Below are 20,692 nucleotides of genomic sequence, written 5' to 3' on the forward strand. Positions count from 1 at the left end.
TTCAGTAAATAATGTAAAATAAAGATAATTACGCTTACTGCTCCATTTGACGAGATAAGAAGCTAGCTGCCGTTTCGGCTGCTTTATGCTCTACTTCACCAAGAGACTTCTCTTTTGAGAAGATGACAACAGCTCCAATCGGATCTCCATTTGCAATAATCGGACCGATTGTGTAAGAAGAAATATTTTCTTCGTATCCATCGACAAATTCAAGGTTTTTCCCATCAGTTACTAAAGAAGAACTGCGGCTTTCCATAACAGATTCTACTAAAGAACTAATGTTTTTATTTAAGTATTCTTTTTTAGAGCTTCCTGCTACCGCAATAAATACATCGCGGTCACAAATAAGTACAGGATGACCTAAGCTATCGTATAGCGCTTCGCCATACTCTTTTGCAAAATCTCCTAATTCACTAATTGGCGAATATTTCTTTAAAATAACTTCTCCATCGCGATCGACGAAAATCTCTAGCGGGTCTCCCTCTCGGATGCGAAGTGTTCTTCTAATTTCTTTTGGAATCACAACGCGACCCAAATCATCAATACGACGAACAATACCTGTTGCTTTCATTCATTGAAGCCTCTCTTTCATATGATGATTAAAATAGTTGGTGAATATCACTGATGGCTATATGATAAAAGGTTCACCTTTGTTGAGGTTAGTATTCTTCACTCTACAACTTCTATTCACCAACCATCTCTTTTTTTGTTAAAAAGTGTGCTTTTATTAAAAAAATGTCCAAAAAACCGCCAAAACATGGGGATTTGGACATTTTTATTTCGGCTATATAAAAAGAAGGCTCAAAAATGAGCCTTCTTTTTAATTCATAACTTGTTCTTTTTTAACAGTGGCTACTCCTTTTACTAACTGATACACAATATTGAGCCATTCTTTTTGAGCAAGTCCTTTTACGTTAACCACTAATTTTACTTTCTTGCCTTCCATACCTAAGCTGACCATTCTGCCAAATTGATCACCTAGCATGAATAATTTTTGGCCGTCTATCGTTGAGCTCGCTTCTTCAGAAAGCAGAATAGAAATTTCTTGTTTTGACTGAAGAATAGATTCTACTAGGTTCTGCGTTGCATATACTTTTGTTTCAGCTACTTTAAACAAATACTCAACCTCAGCCGGATACTCCCCAAAACGATCAATCATTTCATCTTGCAATTCTTGAATATCCTCTAGTGCTTCAATTCCTCTAAAGCGCTTATACATCTCAATTTTCAAGCGGCCGTCTGTAATGTACTGATCAGGGATATACGCGTCTAAGTCCAGATTCATTTCCACATTAAATTTCACACTTTCTCCGTCAGACCCGCGTCTTTCCTCTATCGCTTCTTTAAGCATTTGTGAGTAGAGATCGAAACCGACAGAATCGATAAATCCATGCTGCTGAGCACCCAGTAGGTTTCCGGCGCCACGTATTGAAAGATCACGCATAGCAATTTTAAAACCAGAACCTAATTCGGTGAATTCTTTAATAGCTTGCAGACGCTTTTCAGCTACTTCTGTCAGTACTTTGTCTTTATGATACGTAAAGTACGCATATGCCACGCGATTTGAACGACCTACGCGTCCTCTTAATTGATACAGTTGTGATAATCCCATCTTATCAGCATTGTTGACAATGAGCGTATTTACATTTGGAATATCTACTCCTGTTTCGATAATAGTTGTACTCACAATCACATCATATTCGCCTTCTAAAAAGCTTAAGATAACCGCTTCGAGTTCTGTTTCATTCATTTTTCCGTGGGCATACGTTACCCTAGCATCAGGCACGAGCATCGAAATTTCTTCTGCTTTTCGTTCAATATCTTCTACGCGATTATATAAAAAGTAAACTTGGCCATCACGCGCTAACTCACGCTCAATCGCTTCACGAACTAGAACCGGATTATACTCCACTACATATGTTTGAACCGGAAAACGATTTTCAGGCGGCGTTTCAATAACAGACAAATCCCTTACGCCCAACATAGACATATGTAATGTTCGTGGAATAGGTGTTGCTGTAAGTGTAAGGACATCAACGTTTGCTTTCATTTGTTTGATTTTTTCCTTGTGCGTTACACCAAAACGTTGCTCTTCATCGATAACTAACAACCCTAAATCTTTATAAATCACGTCTTTAGATAGTAAACGATGTGTACCAATCACTACATCTACGGTCCCGTTTTTTAGCCCTTTAATTGTTTCCTGCTGCTGTTTACGGCTGCGAAAGCGGCTCAACAGCCCTATATTGATTGGATAGTCTTGAAAACGCTCACGGATGGTTTCATAATGCTGCTGAGCTAAAATAGTGGTTGGCACTAAAATAGCCACTTGTTTTCCATCTGTCACAGCTTTAAACGCAGCACGAATGGCTACTTCCGTTTTTCCGTATCCAACGTCCCCACAAAGCAGACGATCCATTGGTCTTTCATGTTCCATATCCTTTTTAATTTCTTGTACAGAACGAAGCTGATCTTCGGTTTCTTGATAAGGGAAAGCTGTTTCAAATTCTCTCTGTAAATCGCCATCCGGGGAAAATGCATAACCTTTACTTGCTTCGCGCTCTGCATACAGTTTAATTAAGTCATCAGCGATGTCTTGAACAGAAGACTCAACTTTTCGTTTCACTTTCTTCCAGTCATTTCCGCCAAGTTTATATACTTTTGGCTCTTTCCCTTCAGAGCCTACATATTTTTGTACTTGATCAATCTGTTCAACAGGAACGTACAGCTTGTCAGAGCCTTCATATTTGATATGGATATAATCTTTATGATTACCGTTAATCTCTAACGTTTCCATTCCTAAATAACGGCCAATACCGTGGTTCACGTGAACGACATAGTCACCTACGTTTAACTCTGAATAGCTTTTAATACGCTCTGCATTGGAAAGCTTTTGACGCCGCTTTGATTTCTTGATCCGTTTTTTAAACAATTCTTCCTCGGTTAAAACTGCTAATTTTTGCATCGGCAGTTCAAAGCCCATTTGTAAATCGCCTTCAATAATTTGAACAAGACCTGGCACAAGCTGACCATTTCCATCTAAAATAGATGAATCAATATCATAATCTGCTAGCACCCCTTCGAGTTTTTTCACGCGCTCTTTATCTGCTCCTAAGAGGACTACCGTATAATTAGCATTTTTCCAACGTTCAATTTCACTTTTTAATAAGTTCATTTGGCCGTAAAACTGCTGCATCTGCTTACATGAAATATTAATAATATTTTGCGGACTCGTATACGATACGTGCTTCAAAAATAACGATAAGTATAAAAACTGATGTTTTGCTCGCTGAATAAGAGATGGGAGCTTATGAGATAATTGAACATCTCGAACAATTTGCCCCTGTCCTAATAATTCTGTTATCCATTCAGCTTCCTCTGTTTCAAGCTGATCAGACGTCTCTTGAATTCGAGTTGTTTCATCAAAGATGACAAGGCCACCTTCTGGTAAATAATCTAGTAAACTAGCAGGCGATTCGTAAAAGAATGATAAATACTTGAACATATTTTCAAGAAGTTGACCTTGACGCAGCTGTTCGATTTCACCTTTAATATTTTCTGTTAAGGTAGCTTTTAGCGCTGCGTTTTTCACTTGCTGCAGCGTCGAAGCCAGCTGTGCTTCTAGTTCTTCAATTCCTTGGGCCACTTCATTTTGGCTCACAATGATTTCCGTAGCAGGGCCGATTGAAATTTCTTTTAACTGTTCTTGAGAGCGTTGATCCTCAATTGTAAAAGTACGAATGGAATCGATCTCGGTATCAAATAGTTCAATTCGGACAGGTAGCTCTTCTGTTAACGGATAAATATCAATGATTCCTCCGCGCACACTAAACTCACCCGGAGCTGAAACCATCGATGCCCGCTCATAACCCAACTCAACTAACCTTTTTAAATAATGATCAACGTCGATGTCAATTCCCATTTGAAACGGCAGCTGCGTTTGCTCCCATCTTGCTTTAGGAGGCAGCAGCTTTCGAATTCCTGCAAGCGGGGTTACAACTACTCCACCTGTATGTTGACTCCAATAATTGAGTACTTCAATTCGCTGAGCCTTTAATTCTGGACTTGCAATCCCCACTTCTGTAGCAACTAAATCGTTAACAGGGTATAAGAAAACGTCTTTTTCCGGTAAAAGGTGCAAAAGGTCTTCATACACTTTTTGGGCTTGATATAAATTATGAGTCACTACTAATAAGGGGTATTTTTTATCCTCATTTAAGAGTGCCATTAATACAGATCGAGCTGAACCGGAAATTCCCGTTACTAACTGTTCTTTCAAACCTTCTTCTAAACTGCTGACAACAGCTCCAATTTCTTTATTTTCTTCAAATTGCTGTCTAATCCCTCGCAAAGGAATTCCCTCCTCCCATGATATGTCTAAACTAAACAGAAAAACGCTTTGGTTTGAGACCAAAGCTTTTTATTGTATAAATGTTTCGTACTGATGATAGTCTGGATTTCGTTCTAGCGCTTCTTGACAGTCTTCACAAATAATTTTAACCACGATGTCTCCACTATTATGGTAGTGAATAAAGTCTTTTCGTTCATCTGCGGTCAGGTGATTAAAACCGAGTGCTTCTGTATTGTGAGCTGTCTTTTCTATCATACCGACTTTTGCGCCACAATGTCTACAGAAATAATGAATAGACATACAAATCCTCCCAAATCTTTTAGTGTTAGTATGGACGATTGAGAGAAATTTTATTCTGCTTAATTATAGCGATTCATTACTTCTAAGAACGTTTGACCTAAAAAGTCTTCACTCGCGTGCACAGACGTTTTCATCGCTTCTTCCATATGAACCATTTCATCTTCTGTAAAGCGCCCTAGTACATAGTCAACTACTTTCATACCGTTTTTCGGACGATCAATCCCAATACGAATTCGGTTAAACTCTTGGGTTTTTAAATGCTGAATAATTGATTTTATTCCGTTGTGGCCGCCTGGACTTCCTTTTGTACGCAATCTTACTTTTCCGCACGGTAAATCTAAGTCATCGTAAATAACAAGCAAGTCTTCGACGTCTATATCAAAATAGTCCATTAACGGGCGAATACTTTCTCCTGATAAATTCATATATGTTAGAGGCTTTAATAATATGACTTTTTCTCCTCTTATTATACCTGTTCCATATATTCCGTTAAACTTTGTTTTATCTAATGAAATCATAAACTGTTCGGCAATTTTATCAATTGCCATAAATCCTATGTTATGACGAGTACGGTCATATTCTTTTCCAGGATTCCCTAAACCAACGATTAATTTCAAAATAGATACTCCTTTCCACTCTATGTAAGTTGTACATAATAGGTAAATGTCTTTAATGTTTTACATTACTATATAGTATCACTTTTATTATAATCAATTCACACAAAAAGACGTAACCTTTTGGTTACGTCTTTTTATATTATTCTTCGCTATCTTTTTCTTTTGTTGCTTCAACGTCGCCTTCAGCATCCTGAACTTCGCCGCTATCCGGCTCTTCTTCCTGTTGAGGAGGTAGTACAGAAGCAACTGTATCTTCTGCATCATGCGTAATTTCTAGCTTTTTATCTACCTTAATATCCCCTACTGTAATTGTATCGTTAATTCCCAAATCTGATACATCTACATCAATAGATGATGGGATATCTTGCGGCAAGCCTTTTAATGAAATTTCATATAGAGACTGCTGTAATACGCCGCCTTCTTTTGTTCCTTTTGCTTCTCCTACTAGAGATAAAGAAACTTCAGTATCAATTTCTTTCTTCATGTCGACCACTTGGAAATCGGCGTGGACAATTTCGTTTTTTAATGGATCGGTTTGAATATCATGTAACATTACGGAATATTTTTGCTTGTCCACTTGTAATGTTAACACTCCATTGCGTCCTGCTTCACGAATAGTCTTAATAAAATCAGCACTGTTTAAGTAAATAGGCGTGGATTCTGTTTTATTTCCGTAAACAACCGCTGGGAAGTTTCCTTCGTCGCGAATTTTTCTATTTGTAGAATTTTTGAAATCCGTTCTTTTATTTGCTTGAATTGAAATACTCATTTTATTCACCTTCCAGTATGTTTTCTACTTAAAATGTACCCTTTTTAGAAGGCTGCTAAACATAAAACTCGTTTCAATCAGCAATATATCTTTGCTCATCCCTTCCAAATCCCTTTAAAACCAAGGATTAGCCCATTTAATTTTTTTCAAAAAAACCTCTTTCCAAATGGAAAGAGGTTCTGTTTATCAATCAAATAACGTACTAACTGATTGCTCTTCGTGAACACGAATAATCGCTTCACCAATTAACGGAGCTACCGAAAGTTCTGTTACTTTACCAATTTTCTTATCTTCTGTTAAAGCAATAGAGTTTGTTACAGCTAGCTCTTTGATTGTAGAATTTTGAATACGCTCAATCGCAGGGCCTGAAAGAACTGGGTGTGTACAACAAGCATATACTTCTTTTGCACCTGCTTCAATTAATGCACTTGCACCAATTGTAATTGTACCAGCTGTATCAATCATGTCATCAATCAAGATTGCTGTTTTCCCTTCCACTTGTCCAACAATGTTCATAACTTCTGCTACGTTTGGACGTGGGCGACGTTTGTCAATGATAGCGATCGGCGCTTTTAGACGTTCCGCTAAACGGCGAGCACGCGTTACGCCACCGTGGTCCGGAGATACAACAACAACGTCATCAAGGTTTTTACTCTTGAAGTATTCACCTAAAATTGGAACACCTACTAAATGGTCAATTGGAATATCGAAGAAACCTTGAATTTGAGGAGCATGTAAATCTAATGTGATAATACGAGTAGCTCCCGCTTTTTCAATGATATTTGCTGCTAATTTGGCAGTGATTGGTTCACGTGCACGAGCTTTACGATCCTGACGAGCATAGCCATAGTAAGGCATAACGATGTTAATTGTTTTAGCTGATGCACGTTTTAATGCATCAATCATAATTAATAATTCCATTAAGTGTTCGTTAACTGGAGCACTTGTTGATTGAATGATAAATACATCACAACCACGGATACTTTCTTCAATGTTAATTTGAATTTCACCGTCACTGAAACGATCAACCGAACATTTACCTAATTCCACACCAATTACTTTTGCGATCTCTTCAGCTAAAGCCTTGTTTGAATTTAGCGTAAATAACTTTAAATTTTCATCAGCATATACATTTGACATTTTATTGTGAAACCTCCGTCAGGATTTTTTATTAATATCAAGCTTTTCAGCATAGTTTTCTTTATTTACTTGTTTCGCACGAGCAATTGATAATGCTTTTCCTGGCACATCATCCGTTACGGTTGAACCAGCTGCAACATAGGCGCCTTCACCAATTGTTACAGGTGCAATTAAGTTTGAGTTACATCCTACGAATGCCCCATCTTCAATCTTTGTTAAAAATTTATTTTTCCCATCGTAGTTAACTGTAATAAATCCGCACCCTAAGTTTACACCTTTTCCGACCTCTGCGTCTCCAATATAACTTAAATGAGAAGCTTTGCTACCTTTGCCAAAAGATGCTTTTTTAATTTCTACAAAGTTTCCTACGCGCACTTCATCTCCAATTAATGATTGAGGACGAATATGTGCAAATGGGCCAATTGTGACTTCGTGACCAATTTCACTATCGTGAGCAACAGAATGGCGAATAGAAGTATTATTACCTATTTTGCAGTCTTTAATTTCACTGTTAGGTCCTACTTCACAGTTCTCTCCAATTACAACTGTTCCTTGAATAACCGTACCAGGATAAATAACCGTATCTCTGCCAATGACAGCATCTGCTGAAATGTACGTGTTAGAAGGATCCACAATCGTCACTCCATTTAACATATGCTGCTTGTTGATACGCTTTTTCATTGTTTCTTCTGCTTGAGACAGAGCAAATCGATCATTAACGCCCAATGTTTCAGCAAAATCGGATGTTTGATATGCAGAAATAATTTGACCTTCATTTTTTAGAATTTCGATAACATCAGGTAAATAGTACTCTCCCTGTACATTATCATTTGAAACTTTTGAAAGTGTCTCAAATAATTTCTCATTATCAAAACAGTACGTACCAGTATTAATTTCCTGTACAAGACGCTCTTGTTCTGTGGCATCTTTATGCTCAACAATCTTTTCAACAGAGCCTTGTTCATTTCGAATGATGCGTCCATATCCTGTTGGATCTTCTGCATGAGCCGTTAAAATAGTTGCCATTGCATTTGTTGCTTCATGATGCTTTAATAAAGATTCAATTGTTTCAGCTGTAATAAGCGGAGTATCTCCACATACAACAATTGTCGTACCTTTTTCATGTGCAAGTAAAGATTCTGCTTGCATTACTGCATGAGCTGTTCCTAACTGCTCTTCTTGTAAAGCAAATAAGCTTTTATCTCCAACATGTGATTTCACTTTTTCGGCACCGTGACCTACAACTGTAATTAAATTTGTTAAATCTAAGCGTGATAACTGATCAATTACGTGTTGCACCATCGGTTTGCCACACACAGGGTGTAACACTTTATATAAAGATGACTTCATACGTGTACCCTGACCAGCTGCCAATATGACTGCATATCTTTTTGACATAACAGGCCTCCAATTTTACCTTTTTATCCATTAAGAATATTATATCAAAAATGACAGCATTTCAAGGAATCATTTATAAGTCATGAATTTTATTTTTTGGTAATGCTAAAGTTTTACAAAGGTGTGAAATTATATAAGCGGTAATCAAAAAGAAAAGAGCCTACTTTTCAGTAGACTCTTAATGTATCATATGTTTACGAAGCACCCGCTTCTTCGAATTCAACTTCTACCTCACCTAAACGATGATATTCTGCTAAAACAGCATCTTGAATCTTTCCGCGAGTATTTGAATTGATTGGATGTGCAATATCACGGAACTCACCATCCGGTGTACGTTTACTTGGCATGGCTACAAATAAGCCATTATTACCATCAATCACACGAATATCATGAACAACAAATTCACCATCTAATGTGATTGAAGCAATCGCTCTCATACGTCCTTCAGTGTTCACGCGGCGTAATCTTACGTCAGTTACTTCCATCTTGTTCACCACCTTTTTCTATGCGAAGCTTTACATACTTAATTCCACAGAATTTTGTGTTTTCCTGCTATTCAGAAAAAATTTTTAGAAAATTTTCGCAAAAAAAGTGAACAATTGGAAGTTACTTGCTTTTTGTTAGAAATTTGTTAATTTAATTACCCTTTAACAAGCGCAATAACTTCAATTTCAACAAGTACATCTTTAGGTAGTCTCGCTACTTCTACACATGAACGTGCCGGCTTATGGTCGCCGAAGTAGTCACCATAGACTTCATTTAATGCTGCGAAGTCGTTCATATCTTTAATGAACACGGTTGCCTTTACAACTGTATTTAGAGAAGCTCCTGCTTCTTCAAGAACTGCTTTTAGATTTTCAAATACTTGAGTAGCTTGTACTTGAACATCGCCTTCGACCAACGTACCATCTGGACGAAGTGGAATTTGACCTGAACTGTAAAACAAGTTATTCACAACAATTCCCTGTGAATATGGACCAATAGCTTGCGGTGCATTTTTTGTTTGAACCTGTAACATATGTTCCTCTCCCTTACTTGATCAAATATATTTTAAGTAATTGCCTTCCTGTACACGAATTTGTTTATCTTTAATATTTACATCTGTTAATTGTACAAGAGACACATACTCATCCACTAAACGTTCTTCAATATCTTCTGATTCTACTAAAACTCCAATACCAGCAACAGTTGCATCAAACTCTTCAAGCAAACTAACCATTCCATTTACTGTACCGCCGGCTTTCATGAAGTCATCAATGATGAGTACATTTGACCCCACCGCTAAACTTCTCTTAGCTAACAGCATCGTTTGAATGCGCTTAGATGAACCTGACACGTAGTTAATACTAACGGTCGATCCTTCAGTTACTTTACTGTCTCTGCGCACAATAACAACGGGCACGTCTAAATACTGAGCAACCGCATACGCAATAGGAATACCTTTTGTTGCTACAGTCATCACCACATCGATTTTGCGGTTAGCAAAAAGCGATGCATACAGGCGACCGATTTTATTCACAACGCGGGGGTTCCCTAAAATATCAGTTAAATATAAATATCCACCTGGCAATAAACGCTCAGGTTTTTCAATCAACCCACATAATTCTTGAACAAGCTGACCGGCTTCTTCATTCGTCATCTTTGGAATGAATTTAACTCCGCCGGCAGCCCCTGGTAGCGTAACCAAAGTTCCGATACCCTGCTGTTCAAAAGTTTGTTTAATAATCGCCATATCTTCGCTAATAGATGATTTTGCGGAATCATATTTATCTGCAAAATACGTAAGAGGGATAAGGCGCTGAGGGTTTTGAATGAAATAGTTGGTCATATCAATTAATCGTCCACTACGTCGAAACTTCATAACATCCTCCTGAAAATCCGAATATTGTAATGTAAATATAACATTAACATACGGATTTATTCAAGCGTTATTCGTTCACCTAGTAACCTAACTGCATAAACTTTATCACAAAAGCCACGTAATCCATTATAAATGCGATGCATACGTGAATCATGCTGTACAAGTCCAAATACAGTTGGCCCACTGCCACTCATGAGTACAGCATCGGCGCCAAAACGCTTTATTTGTTCTTTAATGAGAGCTACTTCCGGATGCATTTTCAGCGTTACTGCTTCCAATACATTTCCGACAAGGCTACACATTTGATCATAATTTCCTGATTGTATGGCGTGAACCATCTCATCTACTTTAGGATGATCCATTTCCTCAATTTTTAAGTTTCGATATACATCTGCTGTAGAAACACCTATTTCAGGCTTAGCCAAAATCACCCAGCAGCTTGGAGGTGCCTCAATATGCTCTACAATCTCTCCGCGCCCTGTAGCAAGAGCTGTCCCTCCGTACACGCAAAAAGATACGTCAGAGCCAATCTCAGCCCCTATTTCTGCAAGTGTGTCTAATGATAACCCTAATTCCCATAACGTATTTAAACCGCGTAATGTAGCAGCCGCGTCACTGCTGCCTCCAGCTAATCCAGCAGCTACTGGAATATGTTTATCAATTAATATATTTACACCTTTTGAAATGTTATAACGTCGCTTCAAAATCTGCGCTGCCTGATAAGCGAGATTTCGCTGGTCATCTGGAACAAAGCGATTATGAGAATAAATAACAATTCGTCCATCTTCACGATCAGAAAGTTCAATTCTGTCCGCTAAATCAATTGTTGTCATAATCATCTTAACTTCATGGTAACCATCTGGGCGTTTATGTAACACATCAAGTGACAAATTTATTTTAGCCGGTGCTTTCACCATTAATTTCAACTTACTTCACCTACTTCATCTTATCGAGTTTAACGCTATTTTATCATAAAATGAACAAGATATAGCTGTTCATTTAAACATCTTTGTTTAATCCTCTATTTTATCTTTCATTTTGGGACAAAAAAACCGAAGCGGTTATACACTTCGGTTTTCCTCATTTCACTTTAAATAATCGCATAAGCATTGATTTTCACTATTGCCTTAGCTGCTGCTGTGCAAGCTCCACTGCTCGCTTCACCATATTGCCTGCGTCTTTTGCCCGAATAGCGCCCCAACCTTCTGCTTGTACAGTATCGTAAAAACCAAGTTCTTTAGCCAGTTCTTCTTTCAGCTTCGATGACATAATCCCTCTACGCCTTGACATTGCACATGGCTCCTTTACGTATAAAATGAAATTTCAACCTGAATCTCCTCGCTCTTTATACATGAAAATGCGAGGACGATATGTATAGTATGTATAAAAAATAATGTATATATAATTTGAAAAAAAGACCAATAAAAAAGCAGTAAACCAATGTCCACTGCTCATCACCACTTGCTATATTGCCTATGTCATTCTTAGAAAAATTTTAGTTGCACTGTTTCCGTTAACACATCTGCGTAACTATACGAAACGCGCTCCAAAGAGTTTTCCTCTTGATCTAATTCAACGATAAAAACAGATGGGTACGTTTCTGTTAATACACCTGAACGTTCTACTGTTTTTCTACGACCACCGTTTGCTTTTAAAGTTAATCGTTGGCCTAGGTGCAAATCCAGCGCTTGCTTAATATCAGACAAAGTTTTCGCCATATTGGTCCACCTCACTATGTATAGTGTAACACATGTTAGAAAAATAGTCAAAAACATAAAATTATAACAATCTATCTCTAATTGTGTCAATAAATAATTTTCAACATGAATCTACATTTCGCTGTTAGTATGCTCGTTTTTTAACGAAATATGTATATCTTTAGCAAATATTGAAAATGATTTTGTGAAATTCAGCGTATACTTTGGCTTCATACGAAAAAACAACTGGTTGCACATCATGCGTGTACATGCTGTAACCAGTTGTTTTTATTTCTACTCATCGCTTTCATAAGGCATGCCCGTGCGAAGCAGCCCTTTTGTTTCTACTCCTCCTAAACCTTTAGCACCCGTTAATGTATTACGTAAGACGTCCCATACATTAATACGATCCGTGAAAGGAGTAAAACTTAGTTTTGCTACTACATACACGGGGTCAAGCGCATGAATATTTACACGCGAAGGTGAACTAGCAAAGTTTGCTCCAGCTTGAATCAATAATTCAAAATGCGATTGACAGGCACCTGCAAAAATCACCAGCTGATCTAAATTACCAACTCTTTTTCTTGCTTCTTGGACTGTTCGAATATAGTGCTTGGAATGTCTATAAGCAAGAAGATCATCCTTATTTCCTTTTCCTTTGGAATAAGCATCATGCCCTGTCAGCACCAGAATATCAGGCCTTACATCCTCAATTAACTTTCCAACTTTCTCCGGCATCTCTGACTCTACGCAATGAACACCATAAACAGGAACACCAATTTTTTCATAAACCAACAAACATTTACGTAAATAATTAGGGTCTCCGTCTACGTGCAGGACCTTTCCAGGAATTTGAAACAAGCGATGTGAATGGCTGTATCCATTAGTCATGCTATATTCAGTTTTCTCTCGAACGAGCCGATAATCCTGTTGAATAAGCTCCAAGGATCTTTCTAAAAGTTCTTCTTCTTGTTTTTTTCTTTGATCCTGTTCTTTAGCATCCACAACCTCTAAATCTGTACAAGGAGCGTCGGCAATCAACCGAACGTCTTCTCCTATTAAAGTCGCATATTTCCCCGCTTCGCTGTCATTAATAGCTATAACACGAAAAAGCAAATCTCTTTGATAAGAAGGTCGTGTAACTATATCACCAATTTTGATGTTCATATGCTTCACTCCGTCTTTGCTACTTCAAAAATAAATTCTCTTCATAGCCTATGACTTCATGATAAAAATGTGATGATTTAGCGAAATGATTTTAAAAGTTGGTCACTTAACGCTCCGAATTCTTGAATAGACAGCGTTTCGCCTCTTCTTTTCGGATCAATTTCAGCAGTTGCAAGTGCTTGCTCAATGTCCGCTTTTTTCTGTTTCCCATTTGGCAAGTTGTTCACTAGATTGTTTAAAATGGTTTTTCGGCGCTGTCCAAAACTTGCTCGTACAACTTGGAAGAAGAATGCTTCATCTTGTACTTCTACCGCTGGCTTCGGTCTTCTCAGCAGCCGAATAACAGCTGAATCTACATTAGGCTGCGGATTAAATACTGTTTTGGGCACAATCATAACCGTCTCAGCCTCTGTATAGTATTGAATCGCAATAGAAAGTGAACCGTACTCCTTTGTTCCCGGTTTAGCTGCTATACGGTCGGCAACTTCTTTTTGAAGCATAACAACGATTCCCCGTACCGGAATTTGCTCTTCTAATAATTTCATCAAAATGGGTGTCGTCACGTAATACGGTAAATTCGCAACGACCATTAAATCTTCTATGTTTTCGAATTCTTGTTCGAGCGTCTCTTTTAAATCCGCTTTTAACACATCTTGATGAATAACTTTTGCATTTGGGTAAGGAGAAAGAGTGTCGGCTAAAATCGGAAGCAGACGCTGGTCGATTTCAAATGCCAGTACTTTTTTTGCGCGCTTTGCTAGCTGTTCAGTTAACGCTCCGATACCGGGTCCAATTTCAATTGCTCCCGTTTCTTCTGTTATTTCTGCATGATCAACAATGCGATTTAAAATGTTCGTATCAATTAAAAAATTTTGTCCCAAACTCTTTTTAAATGTAAAACCGTATTTCTTTAAAATTTCCTTGGTTCGATTAGGCGTTGCAATATCTTTTAACACGATTCCTTTTCCTCCTTATTTATCTGCTCAACAGCTTTGATAAACTCCTCTTTTGAAATTTGGAACATCTGTAATCGTTTATGAAGCTGCTTTCCATTGGCATAGCCTATTTTTAATAACTTTCCTATTCTTTCACGTCGAGACTTGGCTTTACTATCTCCTACCAAACGAGCTACGATTAAATCCTCTTGAGAAATCTCCATATCTGCTTCTACCCACTCTTGCTTTACATCTTTTAGTGCTTTTTGAATAGACGCAATAGAAGCATGTTCAACTCCAATACCTTTGCCGTTTTTAGGGCGAGCCTCTTCTTTATCTAAAAATGCATGTTTACATCCTGGAACACGTTCTGAAACAATATTTCGAATTCGCTGTCCTGGATAATCTGGATCTGTAAAAATAATTACGCCTCTTGTTTTTTGAGCTAATTTTACTTTTTCAATGGTTTCTTCATTTACAGCTGATCCATTTGTCTCGATAGTATCCGCATCCACTGCACGTTTAATCGCTACGGTATCGTCCCGACCTTCTACTACAATAATTTCTTTAATCTTCATTTCTTCCTCCAAAACATTCAGTTTTGTTCATTTGCTTTTCAGTAAAAATGAAATGCTCGTTACTCACATCATTTTTCTTCTATGAAATCAACGTTTTATCTTATTATCAACTAAATTAAAAAGCATCTATCTGTTATTTTAACTGAAAAAGGCAGAGGATAACATTCTCCTCTGCGCCTATCTTTACTTTAACACGAAAATGATTGTTATATGAGAAAAAGTTTTAATCATTAATGCCAAATAGCTTTTTAGCGTTAGCTGTTGTAATATCAGCCAACTCTTCATACGTTATGCCTTTTAACTCTGCAATTTGCTCCGCTACGTATGACACATAACCAGGTTCATTACGCTTGCCGCGGAATGGATGAGGAGTTAGATAAGGACAGTCTGTTTCAATTAATAGTTTATCTAAAGGAAGTTCTGCAGCAACTTCTTTTGGTTTTTTTGCATTTTTAAATGTAACAGGTCCACCAAAAGAAATATACATATTCATATCCATACACTGCTTCGCTACTTCAATACTACCCGTGAAGCAATGCATAATACCTCCTACTTCCTCTACGTGCTCTTCTTTTAAAATTGTTACCACGTCTTCGGTGGCATCACGATTATGAATAATGATAGGTAAATTCACTTTGCGCGCTAAGCGAATTTGACGGCGAAATACGTCCTTTTGAACCTCTTTAGGTGATTTATCCCAATGATAGTCTAATCCCATCTCTCCTAAAGCCACAACTTTCGGATGCTGAGCTAACTCTTCAATCCAAGCTAAATGCTCATCCGTCATATCAATTGCATCTACTGGATGCCAGCCTACACTAGCATAGATAAAGTCGTACGTTTCAGCTATTTGAATAGCTTTTTTAATGGTAGGTTCATCAAATCCAACAACCACCATGTTTTGAACACCTTTTTCTAACGCGCGATTAATTACTTCTTGCAAATCGTCTTCATACTGTTCTGCGTTTAAATGAACATGTGTATCAAATAACATCTAATCGATCCTTTCCATGAATAAAAGGGGGTCCTCGCATGTTACACGTGAAACACCCCTTTTACCTATACTTATTTTATCTTCGTGCCGTTTGCTAAGTTTTGATCTACGCTTGCTAGTGAAAGACCATTCTCATCTTCACCGGCTAAAATCATTCCTTGTGATAGTTCGCCGCGCAATTTTACAGGTTTTAAGTTGGTTACACAAATTACTTTGCGACCTACTAATTCTTCAGGCTTATAAAACTTGGCAATACCTGATACAACTTGGCGTTTTTCATAGCCAAGATCAAGCTGCAGCTTTAATAGTTTATCTGCCTTCTTAACTGGTTCTACTTGCGTAACTTGCGCTACACGAAGCTCTACTTTCATGAAATCATCAATCGTAATCTCTTCAGAAGGCTCTTCCTTCACAACAGGTTTTTCTTCCTTTGGAGCACTTCCTTGCATCTGCTCTTTAATAAACGCTACCTCTTCTTCTCGATCTAGACGAGGGAACATTGGCTCACCTTTTTCTACTTTTGTGCCTTCTTTAAGCATATTAAAGCGCGTCGTGCTTTCCCACGTTTTTAACACATCTTCTTTTACACCGATCTGAGCAAAAATTTTCTCAGGTGTACGTGTTAAGAATGGCTGTAGTAATACCGCAATGTGACGAATTGATTCAGCTAGATGTGTCATAACGGAAGCAAGTTCTGCACGCTTATTCTCATCTTTTGCTAACGCCCAAGGCTGCGTTTCATCAATGTATTTATTCGTGCGGCTTACATATTGCCAGATAGAAGCAAGAGCCACTGAAAACTCCATATCCTCCATCGCTTCTTCATATTTATTCACTGTATCTTTTTGAGCTTGTACGATAAGTGCATCAAACTCTGTTACATTTCCTTCATAAGTCGGAATAACACCATCAAAATACTTATTAATCATCGCCACTGTACGGTTAACTAGGTTGCCAAGGTCATTTGCTAAGTCAAAGTTAATACGTTCAACAAACGCTTCTGGTGTGAATACACCGTCTGAACCGAATGGAACTTCACGAAGCAAGTAGTAACGAAGGGCATCTAACCCATAGCGGTCAATCAATGTCACTGGGTCTACTACATTCCCTTTTGACTTCGACATCTTTCCATCTTTCATTAATAACCAGCCGTGAGCAAATACTTTCTTAGGAAGTGGCAAATCAAGTGCCATCAACATGATTGGCCAATAAATGGTATGGAAACGTACGATTTCTTTTCCTACTAAATGTACGTTAGCCGGCCAGTATTTTCGATAGTTTTCATCATTTTCAGTATCATACCCAAGAGAGGTGATATAGTTAGAAAGCGCATCAATCCATACGTAAATAACGTGTTTTGGGTTACCTGGAACTTTTACCCCCCAATCAAACGTCGTACGAGAAACAGCTAAGTCTTCAAGACCCGGCTTAATAAAATTATTGATCATTTCGTTTTTACGAGACTCCGGTTGAATAAATGAAGGGTTCTCTTCATAAAAAGCTAGTAAACGATCTACGTATTTCCCCATTTTAAAGAAATAGGACTCTTCTCGAACGAGCTCTACAGGGTGTCCGCTATCCGGGCTTTTCCCACCTACAACTTTTCCATTTTCAACGATTGGATCTACTAGTTGATGCTCTGTATAGTACGTCTCATCGGGAACTGAATACCAACCTTCATACTCATCAAGATAAATATCACCTTGTTCTAAAAGGCGCGCGAAAATCTTTTCCACGATTTCTTTATGTCTTGGTTCTGTTGTACGGATAAAATCGTCATACGAAATATCCATCTTATCCCACAGCTCTTTGATTCCAGAGACAATATCATCTACGTATTGCTGAGGTGACACGTTTTTCTCTTCTGCTTTTCGCTGAATTTTTTGACCATGTTCATCCGTACCTGTTAAATAACGTACGTCAAACCCTCTCAAACGTTTATAACGAGCCATTGCATCTCCCGCTACCGTCGTGTATGCGTGCCCTATATGTAATTTACCACTCGGATAATAAATCGGCGTAGTAATGTAAAATGTATTATTTCCATCTGCCATGTTCATAACCTCCAACATTCCATTTCAACATTTTGATTTATATGGATGTAATCATATAAACCCTGTCTTCTTATTCTACTATCTATCATACTATTTTACATGATAATTTCAAAACATTCTCTTCCTATATACACGGGAATATGACGGATTCACTTCATTTTTAAATAATCGTTATTTTCCCAAAAAATAATCCTGTTAATTGTATCAGCTTCGCCCTATTTTTATATAAAATATACCCCCATTCAAAAAGTCACTTTGATAAAAACGACAAATAGGTCTAATTTTGTCGTTTTATGTCGAATTATATTTACCCTATCTTCAAAATAGTTAATATCAAGCTATTTAGGCGATTAATCTTTTTTCCAATGAAACCCCTTGTCATTCCTTGACTGACGGTCACAATTAGCTTCTAAACGAGTCGGGGGAAAATTTTTTCCCAGCTACATTTTTTTACATATAAAATGATTGACTAGTTTTGGAAACGCTGGTATTATGAAAGTACGTTGAAATTGTCGAATAATGACGAAAGTAATAACATAGAAAAATGATCATTGAGAGGAGAACGATTAACATGAAATCTACAGGTATTGTTCGTAAAGTTGATGAATTAGGACGCGTAGTAATTCCAATTGAATTACGTCGTACATTAGGAATTGCAGAGAAAGATGCTCTAGAAATCTATGTAGATGAAGAGCGCATCATCTTAAAAAAATATAAACCAAACATGACTTGCCAAGTAACAGGTGAAGTATCTGATGATAACATTCAACTTGCTAGCGGCAAATTAATTCTAAGCCGTGAAGGTGCAGAACAAATCATGAAAGAACTTCAAGATTCTTTACAAGCTTCTAAATAAAACGAAAAGCTGTCTATGATAGACAGCTTTTTTTAATGTACGTGATATTCACTATAAATGTCTCGTTTTGATACATCTCGGTCTTTTGCCACTTGTTTAATCGCTTCTTTGTTTGAAAGTCCTTCTTCTACATAGTGATCAACGTGCTCGATAATGGTGAGCTGTTCCCACCATAGATTACTTTCATCTGGCGCTTCTTCATTTGTCCCTTCAAGAATTAAGCAGAATTCCCCTCTAATATCTGTGGCATTTGTCCATTCAATTGCTTCTAATACGCTTCCTCTTAAAAATTCTTCATAGCGTTTGGTTAACTCTCTACATAACACAATAGATCGGTTCCCTAAAATTTCTTCTATACTCTTTAGCGTTTCTTTTAATCGATGAGGGGCTTCATAAAATATCATGCTTTCTTTAATATACTGAAGCTCTTGAAGCTGTTCTTTACGCTGTTTTTTATTTCTGTTTAAAAATCCATAGAAATAAAACTGCCCTGTAGGTAGACCAGAAGCAATTAAAGCTGTTAATGCTGCGTTAGGCCCTGGCAGCGGAACAACCGTATATCCTTCTTTAACGGCAGCTACCACTAACTCATAACCAGGATCTGAAATACAGGGCATACCCGCGTCGCTTACTAAAGCAATATTTTTTTCACTGTCCAAGTCGCTTAACAGCTGTTCACTTTTTGTATGTTTATTATGTTCATGATAACTTGTAATAGGCGTATCGATCTCAAAGTGGTTACATAGTTTTTTCGTTTGTCTCGTATCTTCTGCGGCAATATAATCAACTTCTTTTAAAATTCGAATCGCACGAAATGTCATATCCTCTAAGTTTCCAATAGGAGTGGGAACTAAATATAAAACGCCTCGTTCATTCGATACATCATAACTTTTTTGTGATTTCATTCTGCTTTTCTTGCTCCCTTCGAATGTAAGCCTGTTTTTGCACTCTGCTTAACTGTTTGAACCAATACTCTTTTTGCATAGCTTCTGTTTTAGAAGTAAACACCTCATGCCAAATTAATGAAACAGGCCTTCTTGCTCTCGTATATTTTGCCCCTTTCCCTTCATTATGGACAGAAATACGTTTTTGCAAATTATTCGTGTAACCAGCGTAATACGTACAGTCCTTGCATTCAACTACATAAAAATAATGATTATTCTGTTCCATATAAAATCCTTTTTAATTCGTCCGTGTATTCATCATTATCTTGGTAGACCACCAGCGGAGGAAGAATCTTTAAATCTGGACTTCCATCCTTCGTACCTTCAATTAAAAGTGTATTTGCTTCTTTCCCATCTTTAGGATAGACAAACTGAAGTCTCTTTGGCTCTAAACGGTATTGCCTCATTAACGTAACGATATCTAATAGTCTCCCTGGACGGTGAACCAATGCTACTTTTCCGCCTTGCTTAACTAGTTGACTACTGGCTCTAATCACATCTTCCAACGAACAATGAATTTCGTGGCGAGCGATTGCAAAGTGTTCGTTTTCATTTATTTCTTCTTTATTGGATGTGGTGAAATAAGGAGGATTACATGTTACAACATCATATTTTCCATAACCCAGTTCTTGAGGTGCATTTTTTAAATCACCATGTATCATTTTAATCTGCCCATCCAGCTGATTATACGCAATACTTCTTTGTGCCATACTATGTAGCCGCTCTTGAATTTCTACACCAATGATTTTTCCCTTTGTTCGTTTAGATAAAAACAGTGGGATTACACCGTTTCCTGAACATAAATCAACCAAGTTGCCTTTACGAATTGGGACATAAGCAAAGTGAGATAAAAGCACAGCATCCAATGAAAAGGAAAAGACAGATGGACTTTGAATAATGCGCATTTCCTCATCGGCTAATAGATAATCTAAACGTTCATCTCCATATAACTCAACCATAATCGTTCTTCTCCTTGTACATCTATTATTTACATCTTTTACTCATAAAAAGAACCTCTCCAAAAGGGAGAG

General features: G+C 37.6%; 22 protein-coding genes. 1 reads left to right on the forward strand and 21 read right to left on the reverse strand.

From position 1 onward, the window contains the following. Positions 1-34: 34 nt before the first annotated feature. The 18 genes from spoVT to metG all read right to left on the reverse strand — a co-directional run bounded on the left by spoVT (position 35) and on the right by metG (position 17,861). A complete protein-coding gene (gene spoVT / locus ACXAE4_RS01085) occupies positions 35-571 on the reverse strand; it encodes a stage V sporulation protein T (RefSeq protein WP_028412643.1) in 537 nt (178 codons plus the stop codon). A gap of 249 nt (positions 572-820) precedes the next feature. Beyond that, positions 821-4,351 carry a transcription-repair coupling factor gene (mfd, locus tag ACXAE4_RS01090; RefSeq protein ID WP_154990951.1) on the reverse strand — a complete coding sequence of 1,177 codons (3,531 nt, stop codon included), beginning with the start codon at positions 4,349-4,351 and terminating at the stop codon, positions 821-823. A gap of 69 nt (positions 4,352-4,420) precedes the next feature. Then, positions 4,421-4,651, reverse strand: coding sequence for an anti-sigma-F factor Fin family protein (locus ACXAE4_RS01095; RefSeq protein ID WP_013054869.1), 231 nt, complete (start codon positions 4,649-4,651; stop codon positions 4,421-4,423). A 59-nt stretch (positions 4,652-4,710) separates the two neighbouring features. Continuing rightward, complete coding sequence (gene pth / locus ACXAE4_RS01100) at positions 4,711-5,268, reverse strand: aminoacyl-tRNA hydrolase (protein ID WP_028412641.1); 558 nt, start codon at positions 5,266-5,268, stop codon at positions 4,711-4,713. A gap of 139 nt (positions 5,269-5,407) precedes the next feature. Next, positions 5,408-6,037 carry a 50S ribosomal protein L25/general stress protein Ctc gene (locus ACXAE4_RS01105; protein WP_028412640.1) on the reverse strand — a complete coding sequence of 210 codons (630 nt, stop codon included), beginning with the start codon at positions 6,035-6,037 and terminating at the stop codon, positions 5,408-5,410. A gap of 186 nt (positions 6,038-6,223) precedes the next feature. After that, positions 6,224-7,177: a ribose-phosphate diphosphokinase gene (locus ACXAE4_RS01110; protein WP_014462059.1), complete on the reverse strand. Its 954-nt coding sequence runs from the start codon at positions 7,175-7,177 to the stop codon at positions 6,224-6,226. Between the two features lie 18 nt (positions 7,178-7,195). Beyond that, complete coding sequence (gene glmU / locus ACXAE4_RS01115; RefSeq protein ID WP_475235282.1) at positions 7,196-8,575, reverse strand: bifunctional UDP-N-acetylglucosamine diphosphorylase/glucosamine-1-phosphate N-acetyltransferase GlmU; 1,380 nt, start codon at positions 8,573-8,575, stop codon at positions 7,196-7,198. A 194-nt stretch (positions 8,576-8,769) separates the two neighbouring features. Next, a complete protein-coding gene (gene spoVG, locus ACXAE4_RS01120) occupies positions 8,770-9,060 on the reverse strand; it encodes a septation regulator SpoVG (protein ID WP_013054864.1) in 291 nt (96 codons plus the stop codon). A gap of 155 nt (positions 9,061-9,215) precedes the next feature. After that, positions 9,216-9,593 carry a RidA family protein gene (locus tag ACXAE4_RS01125; protein WP_013054863.1) on the reverse strand — a complete coding sequence of 126 codons (378 nt, stop codon included), beginning with the start codon at positions 9,591-9,593 and terminating at the stop codon, positions 9,216-9,218. Between the two features lie 21 nt (positions 9,594-9,614). Continuing rightward, a complete protein-coding gene (gene purR / locus ACXAE4_RS01130) occupies positions 9,615-10,436 on the reverse strand; it encodes a pur operon repressor (RefSeq protein ID WP_013054862.1) in 822 nt (273 codons plus the stop codon). A 56-nt stretch (positions 10,437-10,492) separates the two neighbouring features. Next, complete coding sequence (gene ispE / locus ACXAE4_RS01135; protein WP_013054861.1) at positions 10,493-11,362, reverse strand: 4-(cytidine 5'-diphospho)-2-C-methyl-D-erythritol kinase; 870 nt, start codon at positions 11,360-11,362, stop codon at positions 10,493-10,495. 193 nt (positions 11,363-11,555) lie between these two features. Next, positions 11,556-11,726, reverse strand: coding sequence for a small, acid-soluble spore protein, alpha/beta type (locus ACXAE4_RS01140; protein ID WP_016762700.1), 171 nt, complete (start codon positions 11,724-11,726; stop codon positions 11,556-11,558). 194 nt (positions 11,727-11,920) lie between these two features. After that, a complete protein-coding gene (gene veg / locus ACXAE4_RS01145; protein WP_013054859.1) occupies positions 11,921-12,154 on the reverse strand; it encodes a biofilm formation stimulator Veg in 234 nt (77 codons plus the stop codon). Between the two features lie 273 nt (positions 12,155-12,427). Next, a complete protein-coding gene (yabG, locus tag ACXAE4_RS01150; protein ID WP_028412638.1) occupies positions 12,428-13,300 on the reverse strand; it encodes a sporulation peptidase YabG in 873 nt (290 codons plus the stop codon). A gap of 77 nt (positions 13,301-13,377) precedes the next feature. Next, a complete protein-coding gene (gene rsmA / locus ACXAE4_RS01155; RefSeq protein ID WP_475235288.1) occupies positions 13,378-14,256 on the reverse strand; it encodes a 16S rRNA (adenine(1518)-N(6)/adenine(1519)-N(6))-dimethyltransferase RsmA in 879 nt (292 codons plus the stop codon). Next, positions 14,250-14,813: a ribonuclease M5 gene (rnmV, locus tag ACXAE4_RS01160; RefSeq protein WP_028412636.1), complete on the reverse strand. Its 564-nt coding sequence runs from the start codon at positions 14,811-14,813 to the stop codon at positions 14,250-14,252. The genes rsmA and rnmV overlap by 7 nt, the downstream gene beginning before the upstream one ends. Before the next feature lie 223 nt (positions 14,814-15,036). Further along, positions 15,037-15,807: a TatD family hydrolase gene (locus tag ACXAE4_RS01165; protein ID WP_028412635.1), complete on the reverse strand. Its 771-nt coding sequence runs from the start codon at positions 15,805-15,807 to the stop codon at positions 15,037-15,039. A gap of 71 nt (positions 15,808-15,878) precedes the next feature. Next, positions 15,879-17,861, reverse strand: coding sequence for a methionine--tRNA ligase (gene metG, locus ACXAE4_RS01170; RefSeq protein WP_098627513.1), 1,983 nt, complete (start codon positions 17,859-17,861; stop codon positions 15,879-15,881). 565 nt (positions 17,862-18,426) lie between these two features. Here metG and ACXAE4_RS01175 point away from each other — a divergent pair. Further along, positions 18,427-18,717, forward strand: a complete 291-nt coding sequence (locus ACXAE4_RS01175) for an AbrB/MazE/SpoVT family DNA-binding domain-containing protein (RefSeq protein WP_170836841.1) — start codon at positions 18,427-18,429, stop codon at positions 18,715-18,717. A 32-nt stretch (positions 18,718-18,749) separates the two neighbouring features. Here the strand turns inward: ACXAE4_RS01175 and rsmI are convergent, their stop codons facing one another. The 3 genes from rsmI to ACXAE4_RS01190 are packed head-to-tail and all read right to left on the reverse strand — an operon-like array spanning position 18,750 to position 20,620. Then, positions 18,750-19,622, reverse strand: a complete 873-nt coding sequence (gene rsmI / locus ACXAE4_RS01180; protein WP_016762698.1) for a 16S rRNA (cytidine(1402)-2'-O)-methyltransferase — start codon at positions 19,620-19,622, stop codon at positions 18,750-18,752. Then, a complete protein-coding gene (locus ACXAE4_RS01185; RefSeq protein WP_013054850.1) occupies positions 19,600-19,887 on the reverse strand; it encodes a GIY-YIG nuclease family protein in 288 nt (95 codons plus the stop codon). Before ACXAE4_RS01185 ends, rsmI begins: the two co-directional genes overlap by 23 nt. Continuing rightward, entirely contained in the window at positions 19,874-20,620 is a 747-nt protein-coding gene (locus ACXAE4_RS01190) for a tRNA1(Val) (adenine(37)-N6)-methyltransferase (RefSeq protein ID WP_028412633.1), read from the reverse strand. Before ACXAE4_RS01190 ends, ACXAE4_RS01185 begins: the two co-directional genes overlap by 14 nt. Positions 20,621-20,692 lie beyond the last annotated feature (72 nt).

It is taken from the genome of Priestia sp. ABM2_011 (assembly GCF_056158845.1).